The organism is Bacteroidota bacterium, assembly GCA_020161395.1.
Taxonomy (GTDB): Bacteria; Bacteroidota; Ignavibacteria; order Ignavibacteriales; family Ignavibacteriaceae; genus UTCHB3.
Genome location: JAIUOE010000003.1, coordinates 337,524 through 363,046 on the forward strand (window position 1 = coordinate 337,524; position 25,523 = coordinate 363,046).

The window sequence follows — 25,523 nt, forward strand, 5'->3', positions numbered from 1 at the left end:
TAAGGACTGCTTTTGTAAATCTGGTGCGGAAGACGGGACTTGAACCCGTACAGGTCTCCCCACACGCCCCTCAAACGTGCGCGTCTACCAATTTCGCCACTTCCGCAGAATTTAGACTGTAAATTTAAGGTTTTCTGCGGTTTTATGCAAATAGCTTTTCCAATATTTTAATCTTTTTTTAGAATATCTCTGATTTCTCTGCGGAAATTCCTCTCAAACACAATGTATTTGGCAAGTTTTTCAGGTGAAAGAAGATCAGACAGAGACATAACAAACTGCCGTTGAAGTTTGTGCGACTCATCAATGTAGCTGTTGAACTCACTGATCTTTGCTTTCAATTCCTCATCTTTCGAGCTGTTTTTATTCGCTGCTATCAGGTCTTCCATCTGGTCGAGTAACTTGTCAGCAAATTCATTCCTTTCTTCCATCATCTTTTTGTGATCTCCGCGCCTCGAGAAAAGCTTTAGCATCTTAGGCTCATCGAGATCGAGCACCTCTATTAACTTTACTTTTTCAAGCTGTTCGAGCTTCTTGAGCGGGTCACCTCCCCGGTTCCTGAATTTTCCCTTTCCGGGTCCGGGTTGTGCGTTCGCAGCTCCATCCAACAAAAAAAGAATGCAAATAAATAATAAAATATATCTCATGATTTTTCCTCAATTAACAATTGGGTCTATTTGTCCTGAAAGTTTTTCGATTTCCTCGTCACTTAAGTTTTGAACCACTTCATCCAGCGAAATTCCATATTTGTCGGCAATTTCGAGTAAACTTGTGGTGTTCATTTCAAGAAGCGAATTGTATGCCTCATGAAATTTTGCATGCGCAGCAAGTGTTGCATCATCTACCAGAGTAGTGGAACCCAGCAAAATCTCATTTTTGTCACTTTTTTCCAATACAGGTGAATTATTCGATTGCGATGCAGTATATCGGTATTGCGGTTTTACGGCAACAGACTCTTTTTGTTCCTCTTCAACAGGTGTCTCTGTTTTGATTCCGGGAGATGTTGCCACTGTGTTTTCCTTTTCAACCGTTGCAGGCACTTGAATCTGCGTATCCCAAGGTCGGGCTATAAACAGCACCGTTGCCAAAACGGGAATCGCGAGCCCGGCAGCCAGTTTTGCAAAAACCGGTGAGAATCGTTTTTGCCTTTTCAGTTCAAGATTTTCTCTGAATCTCGGCAAAACATTCTCAAAATAGAGAGTGTCAGACTCAACCTGAGCAAGATTGTCAAGTTTCAAAAGCGAGTCTTTCACCTTGACATACTCGCTGTAGAGTTCATCGTCTTCTTTTATGTCAGCTTCGAAATTTGAAGTACCGGCTTTACCCGGCTTGTTGTCCAAATATTCGAAGATCCGTTTCTTTTTTTCCATACTCTTTCTCCATCAGAGAAGTGACTTTGTTTAAAGCGTGAAAATAGTTTGCTTTCAGTCCACCTGTGCTTTTCCCGGTAATCTCGGCTATTTCTTCATAGCTCAATTCATCGAAGTGTCTCATCACAAACACCTCGCGCTGTTTCACAGGCAGTTGTTTCAATATTTTATCAAGTAACAGGAGTTTTTCCCTGTTTTCAACATCTCTAACCACATCCACATCACCACTTATTTCAGGTGTATCCTCATCCCCGATTGAAAAAAATCTTTTAATCTTGTTTTTGTTAATAAGATTTAAGGACCTTGTGTAAGTTATTTTAAATATCCATGTGTATAATGACGACTCAAACTTGTAGTCCTTCAACTTGCTGTAAATCACCAACAAAACTTCCTGCAGAATATCATCAGCATCAAAATGGTTGCCAGTAAGTCGCCGGGCATGCCAGTATATCTTCTGTTGATATTTTCTAACAAGCAAATTGAATGCTGATTCCTCGCCGTTAAGAAATCTCTTTACTAATTCTTCGTCGGTCATCAATAACTTTTAGTGAATTTATTCGTTTGACATTCAAACATCGTAATTGGTTTAACCAAAATATAACAATTTTTCCGATGCAAATTCACTCAAAGAAAAAGCAACAGAAATAAAATGCACATTTAAACCCTCCCCTCTCTTCATCATGTCACATGATCAGAAAGTTAATAAATTCAAAACAAATGGAGAATAAATTATGAGACACCTAATCTCATCTATGGTTATCGTCCTTGCAATATTACTTGTCTTACCTGCAACGACATTTGCCCAACCCGGATTCGATGGTCCCGGACGCGGCAGAATGATGGAAAAACTTGACCTCACCAAAGATCAGGAAACAAAAATTGAGGCATTGAGAAATGATCACCTGAAAAAGATGATTGATCTCAGAGCTGAGCTCGAAAAAGCCAGAATAGAGATGAAACAGCTTTTATCCAAAGGTGAATACACCAGAACTGAATACCTTAACATGACTGCCAAAATCTCAAAAATTCACGAGTCATTGCAGAATTCAAGAGCCAACCATCAAATGGATGTCTATGACCTTCTCACAAAAGAACAAAAAGCCAAGTGGAATGAATTCAGAGCGGACAGACCCGGAAAAGGTGGAATGGGATTCAGAGGTGACTGTGGAAACTGTGACGGAAAAGGGAAAGGATTTCATCGCGGTGGCGGAAGAGGCTTTAGAGACGGAAGATGTTTGAACAGATAAATGTGTGAATCGTGAAAAGTAGTAGCTTAAAGGCTGCCGGTGCTCCCCGGCAGCTTTTTTATTTTAAATCTAACTAAAGTGCTGAGTTGATTTGCTATTCAACAGTTGGTTTTTTTTTAAGTTTGTATAGTGTGTTAAAATAAATTGAAAAGACGAAAAAAAATGAAAAAATTTACTCTCCTTGCGATATTATTTCTATCCGGTTCCATTTTCCCTCAGATTATGAAACCACAGCAAATCTCCGGTAAAGTTGAAATAAAAGTTTCGTTCGACTATCTTGAATACCTGCCGGACGGTTATGCTGAAAGTGACAAGGTATTTCCTCTCCTGATTTTTTTACACGGCTCAGGCGAAAGAGGAAACAATCTTGAACTGGTAAAAAAACATGGTGTGCCGAAACATATTGAAAAAGGTGAGAAATTTCCTTTCATTGTCATAGCTCCTCAATGCAAACCTGACGAGTGGTGGAGAGGACCGGACCTTGTAGCCTTGCTCGATCTTCTTGAATCAAAATACAGGATTGACAAATCGAGGATTTATGTTACCGGCTTAAGCATGGGTGGATATGGAACCTGGGCAATGGCTCTGGAGGCACCAAAAAGAATAGCAGCAATAATCCCCGTTTGCGGCGGTGGACTCCCCCATCGGATTTGTGAAGTTGGTGGTGTACCAACCTGGGCATTTCATGGGGACAAAGATGATGTGGTACCGCTTTCCGAATCTGAAAAGATGATAAATGCCACAAAGAAATGCGGCGTTGAAGCCATACTCACTATCTACGAAGGTGGCAACCACAATGCATGGGATGCCACCTATTCAAATCCGGAAATCTATCAATGGCTTTTGAAGCATAAACTTCCTTGAATTATTAGTTATGACTTATGAATTATGATTTAACCTTGAGAACTCATTCAATTAATAACTAATAACTCATAAGTCATAACTTAACAGCTACTGCCACCCCTCCCGAAGGGGCAAGTTTAACTTTTACTTTGGAAGTGGAGGTTACGGTTTTCTTTTCGATTTTGTATTTCATGGGGTTTTTATCCCAGCTTGCATCGTCTCCATCCATGTAGAAGTCAGCGGTAAATGATTTTCCTGCAGGGAGAAAATCGAACGATATTTCCATCTCCCGTGCGTTTTCATCAGTGATTCCTCCGATATACCACTCGTTTTTCCCTTTGGCTTTCCTTGCTATCAGGAGGTAATCTCCTGGCTCGGCAGAAAGTATCTTCGTGTCATCCCAGTCAACTGCAACATCTTTAATAAATTGAAACGCATCCATGTGTTTTTCATAGTTTTCGGGGATGTCTGCTGCCATTTGCAACGGGCTGTACATCGTAACATAAAGTGCCATTTGCTTTACGAGTGTGGTATGTACCTGGAACTTGCTTCCCGGGGTATAATAATCCATTTTTATCTGGAAAATTCCGGGGGTGTAGTCCATCGCACCGCCCATAAGTCTTGTGAATGGTAAAATGGTCTCGTGCTCAGGCGGATTTCCCCTGCTCCAGGCATTAAACTCATTCCCTCTCGCTGCTTCCGCTGCGAACCAGTTTGGCCAGGTTCGTGACTGTCCGGTGGGTCTGTGCGACTCATGTGAATTAACCATTATCTTGTATTTGGCGGCTTTCTCTGCCACTCTGAAGTAATGAGCAACCATCCATTGTCCGTCATGCCGCTCACCTCTTGGGATAATCCGGCCAACATATCCCGTTTTTACAGCATCGTATCCGTGTTCTTTCATAAAACGGAAGGCATCGTCAAGTCTTCTCTCATAATTTGTTGCAGAGGCACTCGTCTCATGGTGCATTATCAGTTTCACGCCCTTCGATCTGGCATAGTTCTGCAACTCTTTTACATCGAAATCGGGATATGGAGTTACAAAATCAAAAACATTCTCTTTCCACTGACCGAACCAGTCCTCCCAGCCAACATTCCATCCTTCAACCAGAACTCCGTCGAAACCGTTTCTGGCTGCAAAATCGATATAATATTTGGTTCTTTCCGTTGTGGCTCCGTGTCTGCCGTTCGGCTTCAAGTTCGCCCAGAAGGTTTCTCCAATCTTTACATTGTTAATGTCAGAGTAGTTCCAGCTCGATTTTCCGACATGCAGTTCCCACCAGATACCGACATACTTGTTTCCTTTAATCCAGCTTACATCTGCAATTTTTGATGGTTCATTCAGATTGAGGATCATTTTCGAGGAAAGAATATCTTCCGCTTTGGTTGAAACAATAACTGTTCTCCATGGAGTAGAGCACGGTGCCTGCATATATGCAGGGTTGCCAACAGCATCGGGCGCCAAAACTGCTGAGAGGGCGAATTCCTTCTTATCGACAAGAAGATGCATAACAGGATAATTTGTTACGGCAGCTTCAAATATGTTAATGTAAAGGCCGTCTGCCGATTTCATCATAAGTGGGGTTTGAACAGCGTTCGGAGCTATAATCGCGCGGGTACTTATCTCAAAAAAGCCCTGTCCTTTTTCTGCATCAACTTCACTCAGCTTGCTCGTCATATATGGATATTCGTTGCTGTCGAAATCACCGGGGATCCAGAAAGTTTTATGATCACCCGCCATCACAAATTGAGTTTTCTCACCCATTATGGTGAAATACCTCTGATTTTCCATCTCGGGAAATTCGTACCGGAAACCGAGTCCATCATTAAAGAGTCGAAAGACTATCGCCATTTGTTTATTTGTAGTAAAGTGCTTTAAAGTCACTTTTAGCTGATTATAGTTGTTTCGAATCTCTTTAACCTCACCAAGAACAGGGTTCCAGGTCTCGTCAAACGAGGAATTCTCAACCGTTAGCTCGCTAAGTTCATTCACAAAACCGGGATCATCTTTTATCTCGACTCCCAGCGCCGACTCTTTAACGACATATTTACCATCGAACTTCAATGTGTAAAACGGAATCCCTCCCTTGCTCATCATAAAGTCAAGTTCGAGTCTCCCGTTCGGAGATTTAAGATTCTGCGAAAAGGTTACACTAACCGTAACCAGAATAAATAAAAGAATTCTCTTAATCATATTTTCAGACCAATCAACATTACTGCATTATTGGATTATTGCATTATTGGATTATTTAAGCATCACCATTTTACGGGTGGAATAAAAATCTCCCGCCTTTATGGTGTAAAAATAAATTCCCGAATGAACATTAATTCCGGCACTGTTCTTACCCGTCCACTGAACAAAATGGGTACCCGCAGGTTTCACTTCGTTCACCAAAGTCGCAACTTCTTCGCCAAGAATATCATAAATTTTTAGACTCACTTGCCCTGCGGATGCAGTCCGGAATTCGATTATTGTCGATGGATTGAACGGATTCGGATAATTTTGTTTAAGTTCATACTCCTGAGGAATTTGGGTGTAATCACCCTTTATCCCGACAGGTATGTCGAAACCACCCGAAAAAGCGACAACTTTTCCATCTCTGGAACCCGCCATAAACTCGAGTGTCCCGTTAAGGTCGATGTCAGGCATTCTCCAAATCGCCTCTGCAGCGTATGAGTTGGAGCCACCGCCAAAAGCGTAAGTGAAGAGGGTGTCGCTGTTCTTGCCTCCAAAAACATAGATTTTATTGTCCAGGGAAGCGACCCCGATCTCAGGATATCCGTCAGCAGTCAAATCTCCGAGAATTCCTGCACCCAGGTTGTTACCTCCTGTCGGAATGGCAGTGATTGCAACTCCACTTTTCCCACTCAGCACATAAATGTAAGGAGTAAGTGCCTGTACCAGAACATCTGATACACCATCATTATCAATATCGCTGATCATGATAAGGTCTTCGATAAATCCACCTCCGACCTGACCTGTCCAGTTCAGTGTGCCGGTTGATACATCAACAGAATAGACTTTCCCCGCAATATCCCCGGCTATCACAGAGCGTTTGTTCGCTATGGTATCAAAAAGCACATCGAGAGCCCAACAGGATGCATCTGTATTGTAAGTCCATAACCGTTGAGCAAGGTCATTAAAAGCATATATCTCCGCAGCAGTTGCGTTTGATACACGGGTTGTGAACGCACCACCACCGGGGAAAGAGACAACCGCATCCTTCATCTTTTTGCTAGGTGAATCGTCAATTCTCCAGATTTGTGCCCCGGTCTTCCCGTCAAGCAGATAGGTCGAAAAGCGTCCACTTCCATTGAATTCATTTCCGCTTGCAGTCGCCAAAATATCAATTGTACCGTCATTGTTCCAGTCACGCCTGCCATCTATGCCATTTACATCTCCCAGATCATAATTGACCGAATCACCAAATTCCCACAGTTTTTCACCTGTGGCACCATCAATCATATAGACATATTCGCTTCCGCCTGCTGTACCGATACAGACATCTCCTATACCGTCATTGTTTACATCTGCGACGGGTTGAAGCGATCCGACGCGGGAAACCGAACCCGCATCATTGTTGTTTCTGTAGGAATTGAACATCCAGAGGATATCTGCACTCACAGAGGAATTGCCGTTGTAAGCGATGGTAAAATAGTTGTCCGTAGCAACTATCATATCTGCGATGCCATCCCCATTTAGATCGCCCGCTTTTTTAATATATTTGGCGGATAAATCATCTGCACTCGTCTTTGGATTGTCGGGAATTATACCCTCCCAGTATTTTGCTCCCAATGAGGAATCGACTGCCGTCACATTGGTAACAAGCGGAATTTTTAACTGTATCGCATTCGAAGCATTTGAAAACACTCTGAGTGTATCCTGGTGCAATCCGTATGTCTTGGGATTTGTCCAAACTCTGAAGGAGACCGACCCGACTGAATCAATTGAAAAATTCGATGGAGTCTTGGGAATAAAATATGTCTCAGTATCGAACCTGATGGAATCAACATTTATCTTTGCTGAACCTGTGTTGCTGAAAGTTATCTCCTGATAACCCGAACTCCTTACCCGTTTGTTTCCATAGTCGAGGGATGTAGAAGAAGCGGAGATTACAGGTCCAACATAAATTCCACGCCCGTTCAGTTTTGTTTTCGAAAATGCAAAATTGATGTCGTTATGATAGATCAGCACACTGTCTTTATAGTATTCAGGGTCTGTTGGTGTAAATTTAACCTCCAAAGGCGTAATTTGGTTAGGCTGAATTGTAACAGGGAAAACAGTGGAGGACGAAAATGCAGGTGATGAAAATTTCAGCGAATCAATTATCAAAGGAGCTGTTCCGACATTGTTCAGGAACAATTGTGAAGATGAAGAAGAACCTATCTGCACATTACCGTACTCAATGGAGGAAGTGACAACCTGAATCTGCGGTGTTCCGTTTCCACCAAGATCAAACTTATACAGTGCCCGTTGTGTTCCGCTCAGCATCCGGGCAAGAAGCCAAAGATATTTCCCGTCCCATGCGAGACCGCGAGGTGAAATGCTTGCTCCCGTCCCTTTTGGTACGGGGAATGAGAAAAGGGTATCCTCGGTTGCAATATTTACTGCATAAATTCTTTCAGCATCACCCTCAAAATTTTCCATGACATAAAACAGAGTGTCGCCTTTGACTGTAACTCCCTGGGGCTGCAATCCAAAAACTGGAAGTGTATCCACAAGTTGCTTTGTGGCTACATCAATTTTGTAAACTCCCGCCTGAGCGTTGGGATAGTAAACGGAAAACCATAAGCCACCATCACCCCAGGCAGTGCCACCCATAAAATATGTCTGCATGATTATCGAATCCAGAACGGCACCGGTCGTGGTTACCTTCCTGAAGTTGTGGCGCGAGGTAAGTCTTTCATTATACCAGAAATTTGTTCCATCCCAGCCCAAGCCCTGCGATTCCCTTATTGTCGGGTAGTTAATCATGATGCTGTCCACAACATTCCCAAGTGTATCCATGGCTATAAGTTTGTTTTTCAAACCGGTTGTGGAACTTGATGTGGAAAGCCACAAATTCCCGTTTGCAAAAACGAGTCCATACGCACTGTTATAGTATGCTGTGGCGGGCAGGGGGATGGTTTTAATTAACGACTGGGCATTTAACCCAATGATCAAAAGGGAAAAAAGTACAAACAACTTTTTCATTTGATTCTCACTCTTTAGTTGTGTGAGTTAGTCGCGGGGATGCTCCTCGCACCATTTTTTTATGTAATCAGCTATCTCATGAGTCGGTGTTCCGGGTGTAAAAATCTCTCCCGTCCCGATCTTCTTCAATGCTTCCTTGTCACTCTCGGGGATTATTCCACCCCCGGTCAAAAGTACATCGTCTATCCCCTTTTCCTTCATCAAGCCAAGAACCTTAGGAAAAAGAGTCATATGCGCACCTGAAAGTATGCTCAGACCAATTACATCCACATCTTCCTGAAGTGCTGCTTCCACAATGGTTTCGGGAGTCTGTCGCAATCCGGTGTAGATTACTTCCATCCCTGCATCCCGGAGTGCAGCGGCAATTACTTTCGCTCCCCTGTCGTGGCCGTCAAGTCCCGCTTTGCCGACTAAAACTCTGATCTTCTTCTCCATTTAATCTCTCGTATTATTCTAAATGTTTTTTGATTTTTTCGGCATACGACTGCATTGTGATTACTTCATCATACTTTTTAAAATCGAGCCGTTTGAAAATATTATCGTCGTGAAATCTTGGTATTATGTGAAAGTGAAGATGAAATACTGTCTGCGTGGCAGCTTCCCCTGTGTTGCAAATTATATTGAACCCGTGAGCACCCGTGGCTTTTTCGACGGCAAGTGCGATCTTCTGAACCATTTCAAAGTAATAACCCATCATCTCCACGGGCATTTCCCTGAAATCTTTGTGATGCTCCACAGGCACCACCAAAGTATGTCCGTAGCTCAAAGGCCTGATATCGAGAAATGATACCACCCTGTCATCCCGGTATATCAGTCCCTCGTGATTATCATTTTTTATAATGTCGCAAAATATACAATTCATCGCAAATATAAAAACTCTTTAATTTTTTTAGGAAAATGATAACGCATAGGTTCTTGCCTTGTAGAGGTCTTCAGCCGTATCCACAGATATGCTTTCAATCTCGGTCTCCACTACCCTGATATCGTATCCGTTCTCAAGAATCCTCAATTGCTCCAGTTTCTCTGCATCTTCCAGTGACGACTGCGGAAGCCGTGTGTAATAAAGAAGGAATTCCTTCCGGTAAACATACAAGCCAATATGTTTATAAAACCTTCCCGAATCGAGCGCGGACTGAATTAAATCGCCCTCCCTCAAGTAAGGAATTGGTGACCGGGAAAAATAAATTGCGTTGCTGAAATTATCGAAAACAACCTTCACCACTGATGGATTGTTAAGATCATCCTGTGTGGTTATTTTTTTGACTAATGTGGAAACCTGAAGTTTTGGATCAACAAGGAGAGGCATAACGGCGTCATCAATTATACTCCCGGAAATAAATGGCTCATCCCCCTGAACATTTATAACTATCTCTGCATCGGGAAGCTGATTTGCAACATAAGCGATACGGTCAGACCCCGTCTGCATATCCTCAGGTGTCATCACAACCTCACCGCCAAAATTCTTTACCGCATCGTAAACTCTTTGGTCATCTGTAGCCACGATAATTCTCTCAACAAGTCTCGATTTCCTGACGCTTTTGTAAACCCACTCAATCATCGGTTTGTCAAGTATCTGAGCCAAAGGTTTCCCCGGAAGACGGGTGGAACCGTACCTTGCAGGGATGATTGCTGTTATTTTCATAAGGTTTCTTTATATTCTGTGCTTTTTGCCGTTCAATTAACGGAAAATTTGATTGTGCTTTTTACTTTGTGTTCCCGGAACTGATCACTTTTGGTACTGCAAAATGGTCACCCTCCCTTTGAGGCGCATTTTTAAAGGCTTTCTCATGATCTAATGAGGGTACAGTCTCATCAGTCCTGAGTGTGGGCTCACTCCCCTCAATCGGGTGGTAAAGCGGTTCAATATCAGAGAGATCAAGATCATTCAACTGGTCAACATACTCGATTATTTTGTTGAACTCCCGTGTAAACTGCTCAATTTCCTGCTCATCGAAACGAAGCATTGAAAGTTTTGCGATGTATTTTACATCATCAACTGTTACGCTCATTTTCCATCCTGATTTTATTTTCAATTATTTTGTTTCGTACCTTTTCCATCAACTCAAGTTCCTCTTTTTTACCAATGTTTCCTTCCGGAGGAAATACCGGTTTGTCGTAATGAACATATATTGTCCCGGGTACAATTTTAAATTTTCCCCCTGCATTAACCCTCTCACGGGCTCCCACGATCGTAACAGGTACAATTGGATGCTTAACCTTGACTGCAAGATAGAAAGCTCCTCGCTTAAACTCATGCACCTCGCCATCCTTGCTCCTTGTTCCTTCGGCAAATAGAAGAACCGAGTATTTCCTCTCATTGAGCAGTCTGTCTGCTTCCTCGATACTCTGCATGCCACTTTTGGGATTTTTTCTGTCAACTGAAATGTAGGGTCCCATCACAAGTTGCCATCCGAAAAACGGGATACGCCCCAGTTCCTTTTTGAAAATCATCACCATCCTGTTTGGTACGGAGTATTGCATGGCAGGTATGTCGTAGAGCCCCGAATGATTCGGCACATAGACATAAGCCCGTTCCTTGTCAATGTTCTCTGTACCCGTTACCACCAGTTTTACACCACTGATCTTGAGGATTCCCCAAGGGAAAACTCTGGCAAGTTTGAAGTAAATGTTGTGTTTTTTATCGAAAGGAAGTGTAATTATTCCATAAATGGAAACTACAGTTACATAAATTACAAGGGCTATAATTCGAAGGATCGTCAATTATGGTCTCGACTTGGTTCTTTTGATGCTAAATTTTTACTCTTTGAACCCCAAAGTTAATATAATGATTTGAAGAGACAAAGAAGTCAGACCTCTTCGACTCCTGTTTTAAGAATCCAGCCCTCCTTGCCGTTTGGAAGTTTTACCCGGTACCAGTCAGTCAACACTTCCAAAATTTCGAGTTTATTCCCTTCCGAGATCAGCCCTTCTTTGTTACCTCCCTGCTCAGGCACAGAATAAAGATGGACATTCTCGGAAATTACCACACATTCATTGACATTCGATGCCATTTCGTAGCTAATGAATAGTGATGAAACCGAAAAGAGGAGAACCAAAAGAATCGGCGGTAAAAAAAGACTGAGATTTCGTTTACCGGCATAACTCTTCTTAAAAATGAAACCGGAAACAAAAACCAGTAAAACAATATAGGCGGACAGTGCAATGAACAGCCACACCCAAATGTCCAATATGACTGCTACATCCTTGAAGAACTTGAAAATGAAAAAATCGGGCAGCCTGACTATCTTCTCCTTTATTTTTAGGTGCTCATTAACCAGGAGGGCATTCACTCGCGAATTGTTTTTATTAAAAAGAAGGGCTCTTTCAAGGTTTAAGATACTCTTTCCAGTTTCCCCTGTTTTCGAGTATGTGTACCCAAGATTAAAATAGAGTTCCTCCCCTTTGTAACCTTCTTTTGTCAGTTCTTCATAAATTTTCAGTGCTGAAGAGTATTTTTTATCTTTAAACAGTCTGTTCGCCTCTTCAAATTTGATAGAAGCACTGTCCTGAGCACTCAAATTTGGGACAAGGATTGCAAAGAGAACCAGAGTCGTCAATTTAATCATAATGAAGTGTTTCATGACTCAGCCCCTTCAAACTTTAAAATGATGTTTGAAGTCCTGTCATAGAATTCTCTCATTCGCTCCCTTTTACCATCCACGGGAGCAAACCGCATCATTTCACATTCATCAAGAAGTTTTTTCACCTCAAGAGCAAGTGTTTCATCGGTTCCCGAGGTTAAAAGTGTAGAATAAACCTTTTCCGAAGTGAATTCAATTTTCTGCAGTTTGTATTTGGTTTCAAGATATCCCTCAAGGGCACTAGCCGTCTCGGTGTAAAACTGATCAAATCCATCGCTGTTCATCAAAGCGGCTGCTTTTGCAAGTCTCTCCTTTGCAATCTTCTGAGCTGCGCGCCTGAGCTTCAACAGAGGATCATTCAATCTCTCCTCTTCCCGTATTTTCATTTTTATGAATACCACTGCACCAGCGGCAGGAATCAGAAACAGAAAAGAAATCAACCAGAGAGTCGGATATAACGGATAGTCCCCGGATAACCCGACGGGTCCGGTGTAAATATCTATTTCTTCAGTGTCTGCGCCCGTTGCACCCTCATTGTAGGAGTCCGTAGAAACGGTGACCGGAATTTCTTCTGTTTTTATGGTTTTAATCGTTTTGGATTCAAGATCGAAATAGTTGAACTCGACTGATGGGAGGACATATTTTCCGCCATCCCTTGGAATCAAAACATACTCAATAGTTTTACTGCCTGAGATTATCCCCTGACGATTGATCTTTTTGTCGATATTGGGGTCGAGCACCTCAAAACTTTTGTCGAATTCCACCTTTCCGGCATCCACCAGTTCTATGTTTCCTCTCCCTGTGATAACTATCTCAAACCTGATCGGTTCATTTTTTTTGAAGACCCGTTTTTTGGTGGAGGTTTTGATGTCGAAACTACCTGTTCCACCGGAAAAATTTATTTTGGAAAGGTCTGCAGGAATAGGGAGTATCTCAACCTTCGCAGGAGAGGAAGTCATCTTGTAATCGACTTTTTGGAAATTCCTGAAGAATGGATCATTAAAGGGGTCGTTCGGATTACCTGCAGACGAAACATTTACAGGTATGGTCAAAATCAACGGAGCAATGTCAATTGTACCTGTCTTTGTGGCAAAAAGAGCGGCGGTTTTTACAACTCCTGAATAGTAGGTTTTGCCGTTGTAAATTTCAGGATCTAGCAGAATCTTTCCGGGCATATCAAGTTCCTCAGCCCAAAAGCCTTCGAAAGTCGGCAGCTTGACATAGTTTGGATTATCAGGTTGAAGCGCCGGATTAAAATAAAGTTTGTAATCAACCGTTATCTGTTCGCCAAGGTAGGCTGACTGCTTGTTCACAATCGTCCTGATAAAAATTTCGTTTTCAAGTCCCGCGGTGTTATTATCTGCCTGAGGATTTCTTGCAGATGCACCTTTTTTTACGATAATTTTCACTGAATTGGTGCGGAAGGTTCTGCCGTCAATTTTTAGAAGTGCTCCCGGAATTTCATAAGTACCCTCCTTCTTTGCAGAAAGAATATATGAGAAACTGCCACTTACATGAAGGTCCATGTTAACGAGCGAGGTCTGTTTTGACTCGTTTGGTCCCGAGAAAACATAAAAGTTTCCAAGATTTGGGGGAGTAAACCGGACATCACCCGTGGTTTTCATCTCATAACTGAAGGAGAGCTCAAACTCCTGCCCGACAGCAACTTCTGTCCTGCTGACGGTTGCTTTTACACTCTGACTTTGTATGGTCAGCGAAAACAGAATTCCAAACAGAAAAAGATAACCAACCCTTGCGATTACCAATCTTTTTCCCTTCCGAATCCTCTTAATTGCTGATTTTTCTTGTTTTTCCTGACATCCCGTTCCTTGTCCTTCAAGGCATTCAATATTTTCTCGGCATCCTCTTTACTTAGATTTTTGTCAGGTCTTGGATTATTGGGCTGCTGCTGATCTTTTTTGTCTTTGTTATCTTTTTTATCTTCGTTTTTGTTTTGATTGTCCTTTTTCTGATCGTCCTTTTTCTTGTCGTCTTTTTTCTCGTCCTGCTTTGGCTGATCCTTCTTCTTCTCCTCTTTCTTATCGTCCTTTTTGTCGTCTTTCTTCTTCTCGTCCTGTTTCTTTTTCTCTTCTTCCTGTTTTTGTTTCAGTTTTTTGAGAGAATAGGAGAGATTGTATTTGGCATCAGCATCATTTGGATCAAGTTTTAATGAATTCTTATAAGCTTCAACCGCAGCCTGATAATCGCCTGCCTTCAGATGGGCATTCCCCATGTTGTACCACGCCTTCGACTGAAAATCGGGATCACTGCTTTTCCCCAAAGCGTTTTGGAACGACTGAACCGACTCTTTGTAGTTCCCTTTTTTGTAATATCCTGCACCAAGATTAAAATCCGGAATTGCAGATTTATTATCAAGTTCGGTACCCTTCTTAAACAAACCTATTGCCTCATCGAATTTGCACCCCTCATACTTGTCAACACCTTCATTATTGGTGCCTTTTAAAGATTGGGCTATCATCGGGAGAGCCATAAAAAAGAGCAAAATAAATATTCTCATCAATCTCTCAACATTTCAATTTCTGTCAAAATTAACTTTCATTTTAAGCATTAATTACAGTCGATTGTATTAATTTCTTTTTTTGTCACCGATAAAGAATCCGGCGAACAGGAGAAGAATTGCCGGTACCAGAAACCAGTGAAATACTTCGTCATATTCCACAACTTTGAAGGCACCAAACTCCGATTTCTCAAGATTGCTGATATCCTCGTATAACTTCGCCAGATACTCCGAATTGTCATCACTTCTAAAAAACTGGCCACCTCCAAGAGAGGCGAGTTTTTTCAGTTTATCTTCGTTTACCTTCGTTACAACTTCATTTCCTTCACCATCCACTTTGAAACCTGTTACGGTTTCACCTGAATATATGGGAATTTTTGCACCATTGGGTGAACCGATTGCCACGGTAAATACCCTGATTCCGTCACCTGCCGCCGCTTTCACGGCATCTTCGGCACCTTTTTCATGATCCTCACCATCGGAAAAGATTATAACTGCCCTCCCCTTGTTTTTCGAAGAGGAAAAGCCTTTCACTGCCATCTCCATCGCACCGGCTATGTCTGTACCTTGCTGTGCAACACTTGTGATGTCGATTGTCCCGAGTATCAGTTTTCCAATTGAATGATCAAGCGTCAGAGGGAATTGCAGGTAACTCTGTCCCGCAAAAATGATCATGCCGATTCTGTCTCCTGCCATCTTTTTGAGCATGATCTCAATGTCATTTTTAGCTTTTTCGAGCCTGCTCGGCTTCAAATCCTCAGCTGCCATCGAGTTTGAAACATCCAGAAGGAAAAAGACATCAATCCCTGTCTGCTTAACCGTTTCAACTTTGGAACCGACCTGAGGTCTGGCAAGAGTAAAAATCAACAGAATGCCGGCAACAAAAAAGAGCCCAAAACGGATCAGTTCCCGGTTGTATATCTTGTTTTCTATCAGTCCCTCATGATCCATTCCCGAAAAGAATCCTGAAATTATCTCTTTCTTTGCTCTGTAATAGAATAAAAAGAGAGGAATTAAAATCACTATGGCGACGATAAAAACCAGATTAAGGTCATATGCAAATTTCAGCATCTTACGGCAGCCTCCTCAACCAGGTAAAACCGAGTAATCTTGACAACAGCAACAATACCAAACCTGCCGACACAAAGAAAATAAATTTTTCCGACTTCCTTTTAAACGAACTGACCTCTATTCTGGTTCTCTCCAGTCTGTCAATCTCCTGATAAATGCTCTCAAGTTTCTGATTGTCTGTGGCACGGAAATATTTTCCACCTGTTCCTGTTGCAATCTTCTGAAGGAGGGGTTCATCAATCTCAACTGGCACCATCTGCCTCTGCATTCCGAATGGACCGGGGATATCGTACGGGGCTTCACCCATGGTTCCGACTCCGACTGTATAAACTCTTACTCCGAACTGACCGGCAATTTCCGCCGCCGAATTCGGGTCTATCTCGCCTGCATTATTAACACCGTCAGTCAACAGAATTATCACTTTGCTTTTGCTTTCAGAGTCTTTCAGGCGATTAACACCGCTTGCCAAAGCATTTCCAATCGCTGTACCATCCTCAAGAAATCCGCTTTGAATCTCATCAAGCAACGAGACCACAGCATTATGATCGACTGTGAGGGGGCACTGTGTAAAGGCTTCCTTTGCAAAAATCACCAGACCGATACGGTCGTTATCCCTCCCTGATATAAACTCCCTTGTAATCACTTTCGCAGCTTCAAGCCGGTTCGGTTCGAAATCCTTTGCTAGCATACTTCCAGATACATCCAGGACTACGCAAATGTCTATTCCTTCAGCATACACACTCTCCTCGGAAAGTTCAGTTTGAGGTCTCGCCAGAGCAATTATCAGCAGGGCAAGTGCTGCAATGTCAAGATATTTGGGCAGGTCGCTCAAACGGGAACGAATATCCTTAAACTTGGCTACCTCCCCCGCCTTGGAGTATTGAATGGCTGCCCGTCCTTCTCCTTTCTTCCTTAAATACCAAAGGATAAACGGGATTGCAAACAGCAAGAGTAAAACAAATGGATAAGCAAAACCCGCACCGTTAAACATTCAGACTCCCTGCAGAACTCTTTTTATCACATGATCTCAGAAGTGTGACAGCGCCCGCAATGTAGTTGCTCTGCTCTACTTCCGAAGGGGTATATTTCGCAAATTTCACCATGTCAGCCCTGGTAAGAAAGTCATCCACACCCGAAATTATGGCCTGTTGAATTCCTTTTTTGTTGAGAGACTGGATGGTCTCCCGTGTAGTCATTTCCAGTGAAAGAAACCCAAATTCAACTTCAAAAAACCATCTGAGCGTATCTGAAACCTCGCTGAAATGTTCTTTTACTCTCCCTTCTCTCAGATAACCTTTTTGATCAATCTCTTCCAGTTTTGCCAGAGCTTTGTCGAAATTTGTCAATATTTTCACCGGCTCTTCAACAATTTTCTCTTCAACCGGTTTTTTCTTGAATCTTCGGTAGATCAGCCATCCAAGAAATGCCGCCAGAGCAAGTCCGCCAAACAAAATCGAATACTCAAGCCAACCCCACGGAATTCTCTCTGGAGGCTTCACATCACTAATCTCTTTGGTTGTATCGATTTCGAGCGGTCTGATTTTAATAACAAACGGTGGAGTACTTTTTACGAGGGTATCGGCTCCCTTTACAAATCTAAAATCATATTTGTTAATTTTCACATCAAGGGAATCGAAACCTGAAAAGGAGTAGTTGAAATCACGGAAGAATACGCCGTTCTTTTCAATATTCTGCAGTGTATCCGTCGTCAGATACTCAAGACCCGCTGCCGAGATTGAATCGATGAGTGGAGTCTCCAGTAATTTATACTCTCCCGGGTATTCAAGCCGGAATGTAAATACTATCTTGTCTCCGACCTGATATTCCCTTTTCTCCGTTTCAAGAGATAGCTTGATATCGGGTGCCTGGGAATAAACCGCCCCTGAAAAGACTGCCGCAAAAAAGAGAAGCAGAATCAAAAAATTATTCCTCATTCTACCACCTTTTTTCCCTTAATTTAAAAAACGCCGTCAACGGTTTTACATAACTCTGCCCCGTTTTTATCTCAATTCGATCAACTTTACAGGTTTTCATCAGATTTTCACGGTATTCCCGGTCAGACTGCCATTTCTCAAAAAAGTATTTCCGAAACTCCGGTGAGGATGTGTTGATTGTGGTTCTTTCACCTGTCTCGGGATCAACAAAATCAACAAGTCCGATTTTGGGAAGTGCGATTTCCCTGTCATCTTCCAAAACCACCGATACAAGATCATGCTTCTTTGCAACCGTCTTAAATATGGTGTCATATCCCCTGTCCTGAAAATCGGAAATCAAAAAGACTATCGCCCTTTTGGTGATCATGCTGTTGAGATATTCCAAAGCCGCCTTTATGTTTGTCCCTTTCCCTTCAGGCACGGCATTGATCACTTCACGGATAATCCTTAGGGGATGTGAACGGCTCTTTTTCGGAGGAATAAACTTTTCAACTTTATCGGTGAAAAGAATGAGTCCCGTCTTGTCATTATTCTTCAGGGCACTGAAAGCGAATATTGCTGAGAGTTCAGCGGCAAGTTCCTGCTTCGTCTGTTTTCTTGTTCCGAATTGCTGCGAGCCGCTCATGTCAACCAAAAGCATGACTGTAAGCTCCCTCTCTTCTTCAAATACCTTCACGAAGGGATGTGCGAACCGGGCACTTACATTCCAGTCAATATTTCGAACATCATCACCCACAGAATATTCCCTTACCTCCGAGAAAGTCATACCCCTCCCCTTGAATACCGAATGATATTCGCCCGAGAAGAGGTCGTTAACCACGCCTCTCGTTTTCAGTTCAACACGGCGAACTTTTTTAAGTATCTCTTTGGTGTCCAATTATCTTCCTGTTTGTTCGGGATTCACGGTCTTAACTTCTTCAACTGCAAACGAATTGATATCAGGGGACTTCAATTTTGTTCAAAATCTCTTTAATGATGTACTCGGATGTGATCTCTTCCGCCTCAGCCTCGTAGCTCACCGAAATTCTGTGTCTCAATACATCCATCGCGATCGATCTTACATCATCGGGGATTACATATCCTCTTCTCCTGAGAAGTGCCATGCCTCTGGCAGCAAGGGAGAGGTTGATGGTGGCTCTTGGTGAGGCACCATATCCAATGAGGTCTTTCAGTTTTTCAAGCCGGAACTGTCCCGGATTTCTCGTGGCAAACACAATATCAAGAATATATTTTTCTATTTTTTCATCGAGATAAACTTCTTTAAGGAGCTGTCTCCCTTTCATAATCTGATCTTTGGTTACCACTTTATTCAAACCAATGGAATCCTGATACAGATTTTGCCTCATAATTACCAGTTCCTCTTCTCTGGTGGGGTAGGTAATCTTTATTTTTAGCATGAATCTGTCAACCTGTGCTTCAGGAAGCGGATAGGTGCCTTCCTGTTCTATTGGGTTTTGAGTAGCAAGGACGAGGAACGGCTCTTCGAGTTTGAAAGTGGTTTCTCCAATCGTTACCTGTCTTTCCTGCATTGCCTCGAGAAGTGCACTTTGAACTTTTGCAGGGGCTCTGTTGATCTCATCAGCAAGGATGAAATTTGAAAAGACGGGACCCTTCCTTATTGTGAAGTTTCCTTCTTTCTGATTGTAAATCTGAGTACCTGTCAAGTCGGCAGGAAGGAGGTCGGGGGTGAATTGTATCCTCTGAAATTTTGCATCCATCACTGAAGCGAGGGTTTTGATGGCAAGAGTTTTAGCCAGTCCGGGAACCCCCTCGAGGAGGATGTGCCCGTTTGCAAACAAACCGATCAACAACCTTTCGAGCATTTCGGACTGCCCGATTACAACTTTGTGCATCTCCTGCAACATTTCATCGATAAACCAGCTCTCGCTTTTTATCCGTTCATTTAATTCGGCAATATCCATTTTTATCTCTTAATTTTAGTCTCAATTTAGATTGAATGTGAAATTTTCAGATCAGATCATTTCACGCAACAGTTCCTGACGGGGTTGCGGAATCACAATTTTATTAACCAGCAAACCTTTTTCCTGTATTACCTGAGCACCGGCATCAACTGCTGCCTGCACAGCCGCCACTTCACCTGTGATGGTGCAAAACGCTTTGCCACCCAGTGCCATTGCGAGACGAATCTCGATCAGTCTCACCTTCGCAGATTTTACTGCAGCATCAGCGGCTTCAATCAGGGAGGCGACCGAAAAACTTTCGAGTATTCCGAGTGCCTGCAGCAAATCAACATTTGAATGACCTGCGAGTGCGGGAAAAACATCGGGATGGACATTCGGTATAATGAAGTAGTCTATAACTCCGAATCCTATTGTGTCAATCGCTGTCTCAACTGATGATCTTACCGCAGCCACATCCCCGCCGATAATGCTCATGTATTTTCCTGAACAGATCGTGCGCGAGATGACGAGCTCAACATCAGCAGTTTTCAGCATGATATCTGATGCGTGCATCCCTGAGGCAATACTGCTTAATTCTATTAGTCCTAACGAATTTTTCTTGATCATGGTTCTTCTAATTGTTAATAATTCTTATAAAATCGTTGTTTACATCTACCACAGTACCAGAAATGGAGGCATGGATGTTTGATCCGAGTTTTCCTTCCGGAATCTGCGCCAACAAGTCCCCTTTTGCCACTCTGTCCCGCAATCCGACAACGGGAAGTGATGCATCACCCACAGCCTGTTTAAGTTTTATTTTCACTTCCTTCGGCTGGTGATTCACATTAATAAACGGGGTATCGGCTGCAAGATCCTGCACCTTGAGTTTCTTCATCAGCATCTTCAGAGGTACTCTTCTTCCTTCTTTCATCGGATGCACTTTAACGGGGTGCTTCTGCACATATTTTACCCCCTCAATCCGCATGTTTCGCTTCGACTGATCGCATGCTTCCTTGGGGAAAAGTTCTTCAGGACATGCATAAAGAGTACACAATCCACAAGAACAACAGAGCTCAGCCATTTGATTCCAGTAACCCGCTCCCGAGGAAGTGAAGCCAAGCGACCTCATCACCTTGTGCGGCTGAACATCATAACCCAACAGGTATCTCGGACAAAATTCCGTGCAGTAGCTGCACTGGTCACATGCTGATTTTCCTATTCTGTGCCAGCTCGATTCAGGCTGACTCATCCTGAACACGAGGTGGTGCTTTTTTGGTAAAACGATGAAACCGCCCGTTGTTTTGGTTACGGGTTCATCAAGATTGTCCATCAGTTTTCCCATCATCAATCCGCCGTTAAATACTGCGTAATCACTCTCGCTGCTCCCTCCTGCAAGCTCTATCACTTCCCTTGCAGATGTGCCAACAGGGACAAAGAAACTCGATGGTTTTTTAACCGCACCCGCTACACAGATAAACTTTTCCGTAACGGGTTTCTCTTCGGCGGCATGCTTAACATTCATCAGGGTCTCTACATTGTTGACCACACAACCGACATTCAAAGGGATTCCACCTGCCGGGATCAGTCTTCCCGTTGCTGTGTAAACCAGCTCGTATTCATCTCCCGAGGGGTAAAAGTCGCCGAGTTCGGTAATCTCAATCGGGTGATTTCCGATTTTTGATTTTACAGCCTCAATGGCAGCGGCATTTTTCGATTTGATGCCAAAATACCCTTTTTTTGCTCCCGTGGCTTTGATCATAAGTGCCATCCCCTCAATCATTTCCTCTGCCTTCAACAGCATCAGTTCATAATCTTTGTGGAGAAGGGGTTCACATTCGGCACCGTTTGCCAGTACAAATTCCACTTTTGAACCGGATTTCACATGTGTCGGAAATCCGGCACCGCCCGCACCAACAACTCCGGCATTTTTTATCAGACTCGATAAATCCATCTTATTTGTTTTCTGTAAATGTTCTGAAAAATGTTTTAACAAGGTTTATTGCACCATTAAATCTTACCGGGATTGAATCTCCATAAAGAAGTTCCAATCCTCCTTTTAGTCCGTCATAAACCTTTTTCCCGTGAGGATACCACCACATGTTCCTTTTCACACCAGGCAGAATGTCATCAACCACACACCTTGGCTGTGTCATGGCTTCGAGACCTATAGATCCGTGGGTTCTTCCATAACCCGATTCCTTGAATCCGCCCCAGGGGCTTTCCGCGAGTCCGTGAGACATCAGATGGTCGTTAATGGTTACGGTACCTGCTTCCAACCGAGAGGCAAGTGCATGCCCCTTCCTGCGGTCGGTTGTCCAAACGGAAGCAGTAAGACCAAGATTTGAATCATTGGCGAGTGCAACTGCCTCATCGTATGTCGAAAATTTCTGTATCCCGAGCAGGGGTCCGAAAGTCTCCTCCTGCATCATAATCATTTCACCTGATACATTTTCAACCAGATAAGGAGTATGGAACTGACCTTTTGAGACATCACCTTTCACAGATCCGAGAGGTGTGGCTGTTCCCCCTTTTGAAATTGCATTTTCAAGGTGGGATTCAACTGTTTTCAACTGATTCACGGTTGTCATCGCACCAATTTCAACATCGAAAGAAGTGCCGGGTCCCTGCCGAAGTGCCGCTCCCTGTCTTTTTAGTTCATCCACGAACTTTGTGTAAATTTTTTCGTGAACATAGATTCGTTCAACACCTGCACAAGACTGTCCGGAGTTACTCAATCCCGCCCAAAGTGCACCCGCAGCAGCGCGGTATATATCGGCGTCTTCAAGAACTATCATTGCATCATTTCCGCCAAGCTCAAGGGAGATTTGAAGGAGCTTTTCGGAAGCCTTTTTCATCAGCTTTTTGCCAACAGGGACGGAACCCGTGAAGAAAAGTTTATCTATCCCCGATTCAATAAATGCATCACCGGCTACATTTCCGGGAATATTCAGCAGTCTGAACAAACCTTCCGGCAAACCTGCAGCATCAACCGATTCTTCAATCAGCTTCGCAACTTCCTGTGTCTGGGATGCGGCTTTAAGAACCACTCCATTCCCTGCTATTAATGCCATCGCCACTTCATGAACGGGAATCCCGAAAGGGTAGTTCCATGGACTGATAATCCCGATTACCCCGTAGGGTACACGATCTATATATGAAATTTTGTTGGAGAGAAGGATGTTTCCCGGTTTAAGTCTTTTCCGTTTTAAAATTCTTTTTGCATTTTTTGCATAATAGTTAACCGCCAGCACCGATGGCATCACTTCCGTGGAAAGAGCATCAAAGATGGTTTTTCCCGCATCCTTTGCTATGGTTTCCGAGAATCTGTCAGCATTTGCGGAGATATAATCCCTCATTTTAAGGAGACAATCCCTTCTTTTATCGAAGGAGAATGAACCCCACTTTATCTGAGCTGATTTTGCTCTCGCTACAGCCTCCTTCAGTTCCTCAACCGTGTTAAGAGGTGTTTCCCCTATTTTTTCTCCTGTTGCAGGATTATAAGAAACGGTAGTGCTCATTTTTCTCTCCCTTTAAAGGTGTTCATGCTGTCTGTGACTTTGAGGAATCGAAGAGTCCACTGGAACCATGAGTCGGGCATCAGCCTCATTCTCGGCGTAAGATGAACTGTATATGGTCGCTTGGGTGCATTCCTCCCTTTTTTTATTGCCGATTCCACAATTGCCCTGGCTATTACATCATGGCTCTTCAACAACGGTACAATCAATCCTCCGGGAAAAGGAATTTTTGCCCCCTCAAACATTCCCGTCCTTATATATGAAGGATGGATCGATGAAAATTTGACTCCCTTCTTTCCAAGGTTCTGAGCCTCAAATCGAAGTGATTCCGTCAGTCCCCATACAGCCCATTTTGTGGCTGCATACATTGCAAGCCCCGGCACGCCGATTGTTCCCGCGGCGGATGAAATATTAACCACATGTCCCCTGTCGTTCTCATACATCGCGGGAAGAAAAGCCTTCGTCGTGTATATAAAACTTGTGAGGTTCACATCTATTGTCTTTTCCCACTCTTCATCGGGTCTCTCATGAAAGTAGCCGCTTCTTACAAAACCCGCATTGTTCACGAGAATATCAACACTTCCCATCTCCTTAAAAGCGGTTTCAGCCAGAGCATAAACACGAATTTTATCACAAACATCACATTCGTGGTAAAAGACTTTCCCCTTCCCCTCGAGTTCCTTCTTTGCATTCTCTATTGAGGCGGGGTTCAGATCCCAGATGGTCACCGTTACACCTTCGGCAAGAAGTCTTTTTACGGTAGCCAGGCCAATACCCATGGCACCACCCGTAACTACGGCAGTAGCTCTCGATAACTCTTTCATCAAAATAATCCCGATTTTAAACCCGTAATTTAGAGATTTTTGCTTTGAGAATAAGGGGTAAATTCAGAGGAGAGGATTTTTTGAGGAAGGGGTATTTATTGTGACAGATCTTTTTTGAGTTGTTTGACGGATTGGAAAGCGGAGATGGAGTCGTGTGCGAGGGGGGAGAGTTTTTTGTGGAGGGATTGTTCGTTAGTCATGAGGTCCTGGAGGGTTGTCTGGAGGAGAACGGCGTCGACCACGGTTTGGATGACAGACCAGAGGGAACGGACGGAACAGTTGATTTCGTGTGTGCAAGCGGCATCGATGCCTGAGTGATGGGTGCAAAAGGTGTGATCGAAAAGCCTGCCACCGAGATCGTTCATGACATCTGCCACAAGGATGGATGAGGGATGACGGGAGAGCCTGTAACCCCCCCGCTGCCCTCTTAGAGATTCAATGTAACCACCAAGACGAAGTGCCCTGAGAAGCTTTGCCACATTTGCACTTCCCAACCCCTCGGCTTCTGCAAGCTCAGGTATGGTCATGCCTTCAGTGTGAGTGTGCTTTGCAATACGAAGCAATAAGCGCAAGCCGTATTCTTCCTGTGAGCTAAACTTCATCTAAAGGGATTATCCTTTGTAAAGGGGAATTTTGGAGCCGCACATCTTTGCATACATTACTTTGTCAAATGCGTCAGGTGGTATGGAAGGACCTTGGGCAGAACAGTATTTTTCGAAGGCAACCATGAGATCCTGAGAGATTTCAGCAGCGGTTCTGCCTTCAATGTCAAGCCTTGGCATAAACCAGAGAAGCTGCCCGTCTTTGAAAAGTGCAGCAGAGGGTGAAGAGGGTGGAAATGATTTGATATAACTTCTGAGGCGATCTATAGCATCGCGTTCCTGACCGGCAAAGACGGTGTAGTATTTATCGGGAATTGTATTGTGCTGCAAGGCAAGGGATACACCGGGACGGGCCGAGCCGGCAGCACATCCACATACTGAGTTGATGAGGAAAAGGACGGTTTTCCCGGGGTTGTTGAGGATAGCGGAATCAACTGCTTCGGGTGTGCGTGCTTCCTGAAAACCAACTGCCACGAGTTCGTCTCTCATGTGCTGAACGGATTGTTCGTCGTATAGTGGTGGTCTGAGTGTATTTAACATTTTTGCTCCTTTTTAGCTTTTGCTATTGGGGTTTGTATCTCTGTCGTGTGATGACAGGTTGTGTTATAAAAATCCGAGTTCGAGTTTTGCGACTTCGCTCATCATGTCTTTGTCCCATGCGGGATCCCATACGAGTTTTATTTTGACATCTTTTATTCCGGGTATTGCTCTGAGTTTGGTTTCGACTTCGGAGGGAAGTGATTCGGCAACGGGACACATTGGGCTTGTGAGCGTCATTTCGACGATGAGGTTGGCTTCGAGGTCGAATTTGAGGTGGTAGATGAGTCCGAGTTCCCAGATGTCGACGGGTATTTCGGGGTCATAGATGTTTTTGAGGGTGTCTATGACTTTGTCCTGAAGTTGTTGTACGGTTTCTTTTGTCATGT

General features: G+C 43.4%; 27 protein-coding genes and 1 tRNA gene. 2 read left to right on the forward strand and 26 right to left on the reverse strand.

Annotated elements, in window-relative coordinates; genetic code table 11:
• Window positions 1-21 precede the first annotated feature (21 nt).
• From LCH52_06730 to LCH52_06745, 4 genes are all read right to left on the reverse strand, one after another.
• A tRNA-Leu gene (locus LCH52_06730) sits at window positions 22-106 on the reverse strand.
• A gap of 61 nt (window positions 107-167) precedes the next feature.
• Window positions 168-644: a hypothetical protein gene (locus LCH52_06735; protein ID MCA0388174.1), complete on the reverse strand. Its 477-nt coding sequence runs from the start codon at window positions 642-644 to the stop codon at window positions 168-170.
• Window positions 645-653: 9 nt separating this feature from the next.
• On the reverse strand, window positions 654-1,367 hold the full coding sequence (locus tag LCH52_06740; GenBank protein ID MCA0388175.1) for a hypothetical protein: 714 nt from the start codon (window positions 1,365-1,367) through the stop codon (window positions 654-656).
• Complete coding sequence (locus tag LCH52_06745) at window positions 1,318-1,902, reverse strand: RNA polymerase sigma factor (GenBank protein MCA0388176.1); 585 nt, start codon at window positions 1,900-1,902, stop codon at window positions 1,318-1,320. The genes LCH52_06740 and LCH52_06745 overlap by 50 nt, the downstream gene beginning before the upstream one ends.
• Window positions 1,903-2,098: 196 nt before the next feature.
• Here LCH52_06745 and LCH52_06750 point away from each other — a divergent pair, with 196 nt between their 5' ends.
• Window positions 2,099-2,614, forward strand: a complete 516-nt coding sequence (locus LCH52_06750) for a Spy/CpxP family protein refolding chaperone (GenBank protein MCA0388177.1) — start codon at window positions 2,099-2,101, stop codon at window positions 2,612-2,614.
• A gap of 162 nt (window positions 2,615-2,776) precedes the next feature.
• On the forward strand, window positions 2,777-3,478 hold the full coding sequence (locus LCH52_06755; protein MCA0388178.1) for a prolyl oligopeptidase family serine peptidase: 702 nt from the start codon (window positions 2,777-2,779) through the stop codon (window positions 3,476-3,478).
• Window positions 3,479-3,551: 73 nt separating this feature from the next.
• Here LCH52_06755 and LCH52_06760 read toward each other — a convergent pair whose 3' ends face one another.
• The 22 genes from LCH52_06760 to LCH52_06865 form a co-directional block, all read right to left on the reverse strand.
• Window positions 3,552-5,651 carry a glycoside hydrolase family 97 protein gene (locus LCH52_06760; protein ID MCA0388179.1) on the reverse strand — a complete coding sequence of 700 codons (2,100 nt, stop codon included), beginning with the start codon at window positions 5,649-5,651 and terminating at the stop codon, window positions 3,552-3,554.
• Between the two features lie 51 nt (window positions 5,652-5,702).
• On the reverse strand, window positions 5,703-8,651 hold the full coding sequence (locus LCH52_06765) for a choice-of-anchor D domain-containing protein (protein ID MCA0388180.1): 2,949 nt from the start codon (window positions 8,649-8,651) through the stop codon (window positions 5,703-5,705).
• 27 nt (window positions 8,652-8,678) lie between these two features.
• The gene (locus tag LCH52_06770) at window positions 8,679-9,086 is read right to left on the reverse strand and encodes a cobalamin B12-binding domain-containing protein (GenBank protein MCA0388181.1); all 408 of its coding nucleotides are present in this window, start codon (window positions 9,084-9,086) and stop codon (window positions 8,679-8,681) included.
• Between the two features lie 13 nt (window positions 9,087-9,099).
• Window positions 9,100-9,513 (reverse strand): HIT family protein, encoded by a 414-nt coding sequence (locus LCH52_06775; GenBank protein MCA0388182.1) that lies wholly within the window; start codon window positions 9,511-9,513, stop codon window positions 9,100-9,102.
• 27 nt (window positions 9,514-9,540) lie between these two features.
• Entirely contained in the window at window positions 9,541-10,293 is a 753-nt protein-coding gene (gene kdsB, locus LCH52_06780) for a 3-deoxy-manno-octulosonate cytidylyltransferase (GenBank protein ID MCA0388183.1), read from the reverse strand.
• A gap of 61 nt (window positions 10,294-10,354) precedes the next feature.
• Window positions 10,355-10,660, reverse strand: a complete 306-nt coding sequence (gene gatC / locus LCH52_06785) for an Asp-tRNA(Asn)/Glu-tRNA(Gln) amidotransferase subunit GatC (GenBank protein ID MCA0388184.1) — start codon at window positions 10,658-10,660, stop codon at window positions 10,355-10,357.
• Complete coding sequence (locus LCH52_06790; protein ID MCA0388185.1) at window positions 10,644-11,372, reverse strand: 1-acyl-sn-glycerol-3-phosphate acyltransferase; 729 nt, start codon at window positions 11,370-11,372, stop codon at window positions 10,644-10,646. Before LCH52_06790 ends, gatC begins: the two co-directional genes overlap by 17 nt.
• 86 nt (window positions 11,373-11,458) lie before the next feature.
• Window positions 11,459-12,232 carry an SH3 domain-containing protein gene (locus LCH52_06795; GenBank protein ID MCA0388186.1) on the reverse strand — a complete coding sequence of 258 codons (774 nt, stop codon included), beginning with the start codon at window positions 12,230-12,232 and terminating at the stop codon, window positions 11,459-11,461.
• Window positions 12,229-13,998 carry a BatD family protein gene (locus LCH52_06800; protein ID MCA0388187.1) on the reverse strand — a complete coding sequence of 590 codons (1,770 nt, stop codon included), beginning with the start codon at window positions 13,996-13,998 and terminating at the stop codon, window positions 12,229-12,231. The genes LCH52_06795 and LCH52_06800 overlap by 4 nt, the downstream gene beginning before the upstream one ends.
• On the reverse strand, window positions 13,992-14,750 hold the full coding sequence (locus tag LCH52_06805; protein ID MCA0388188.1) for a tetratricopeptide repeat protein: 759 nt from the start codon (window positions 14,748-14,750) through the stop codon (window positions 13,992-13,994). The genes LCH52_06800 and LCH52_06805 overlap by 7 nt, the downstream gene beginning before the upstream one ends.
• A gap of 69 nt (window positions 14,751-14,819) precedes the next feature.
• Window positions 14,820-15,821, reverse strand: a complete 1,002-nt coding sequence (locus LCH52_06810; GenBank protein MCA0388189.1) for a VWA domain-containing protein — start codon at window positions 15,819-15,821, stop codon at window positions 14,820-14,822.
• Window position 15,822: 1 nt separating this feature from the next.
• Window positions 15,823-16,812, reverse strand: a complete 990-nt coding sequence (locus LCH52_06815; protein MCA0388190.1) for a VWA domain-containing protein — start codon at window positions 16,810-16,812, stop codon at window positions 15,823-15,825.
• A complete protein-coding gene (locus LCH52_06820) occupies window positions 16,805-17,755 on the reverse strand; it encodes a hypothetical protein (protein ID MCA0388191.1) in 951 nt (316 codons plus the stop codon). Before LCH52_06820 ends, LCH52_06815 begins: the two co-directional genes overlap by 8 nt.
• Window position 17,756: 1 nt before the next feature.
• The gene (locus tag LCH52_06825; GenBank protein MCA0388192.1) at window positions 17,757-18,632 is read right to left on the reverse strand and encodes a DUF58 domain-containing protein; all 876 of its coding nucleotides are present in this window, start codon (window positions 18,630-18,632) and stop codon (window positions 17,757-17,759) included.
• Window positions 18,633-18,693: 61 nt separating this feature from the next.
• Window positions 18,694-19,677: an AAA family ATPase gene (locus LCH52_06830; GenBank protein MCA0388193.1), complete on the reverse strand. Its 984-nt coding sequence runs from the start codon at window positions 19,675-19,677 to the stop codon at window positions 18,694-18,696.
• Window positions 19,678-19,728: 51 nt separating this feature from the next.
• Entirely contained in the window at window positions 19,729-20,283 is a 555-nt protein-coding gene (locus LCH52_06835) for a BMC domain-containing protein (GenBank protein MCA0388194.1), read from the reverse strand.
• Window positions 20,284-20,290: 7 nt separating this feature from the next.
• A complete protein-coding gene (locus tag LCH52_06840; GenBank protein MCA0388195.1) occupies window positions 20,291-21,607 on the reverse strand; it encodes a 4Fe-4S dicluster domain-containing protein in 1,317 nt (438 codons plus the stop codon).
• 1 nt (window position 21,608) lies between these two features.
• The gene (locus LCH52_06845) at window positions 21,609-23,174 is read right to left on the reverse strand and encodes an aldehyde dehydrogenase family protein (GenBank protein ID MCA0388196.1); all 1,566 of its coding nucleotides are present in this window, start codon (window positions 23,172-23,174) and stop codon (window positions 21,609-21,611) included.
• On the reverse strand, window positions 23,171-23,995 hold the full coding sequence (locus tag LCH52_06850) for an SDR family oxidoreductase (protein MCA0388197.1): 825 nt from the start codon (window positions 23,993-23,995) through the stop codon (window positions 23,171-23,173). The genes LCH52_06845 and LCH52_06850 overlap by 4 nt, the downstream gene beginning before the upstream one ends.
• Window positions 23,996-24,090: 95 nt before the next feature.
• Window positions 24,091-24,597 (reverse strand): Rrf2 family transcriptional regulator, encoded by a 507-nt coding sequence (locus LCH52_06855; protein MCA0388198.1) that lies wholly within the window; start codon window positions 24,595-24,597, stop codon window positions 24,091-24,093.
• Window positions 24,598-24,606: 9 nt separating this feature from the next.
• The gene (locus LCH52_06860) at window positions 24,607-25,137 is read right to left on the reverse strand and encodes a BrxA/BrxB family bacilliredoxin (protein ID MCA0388199.1); all 531 of its coding nucleotides are present in this window, start codon (window positions 25,135-25,137) and stop codon (window positions 24,607-24,609) included.
• Window positions 25,138-25,200: 63 nt separating this feature from the next.
• The gene (locus tag LCH52_06865) at window positions 25,201-25,521 is read right to left on the reverse strand and encodes an iron-sulfur cluster assembly protein (protein MCA0388200.1); all 321 of its coding nucleotides are present in this window, start codon (window positions 25,519-25,521) and stop codon (window positions 25,201-25,203) included.
• Between the last annotated feature and the right edge of the window lie 2 nt (window positions 25,522-25,523).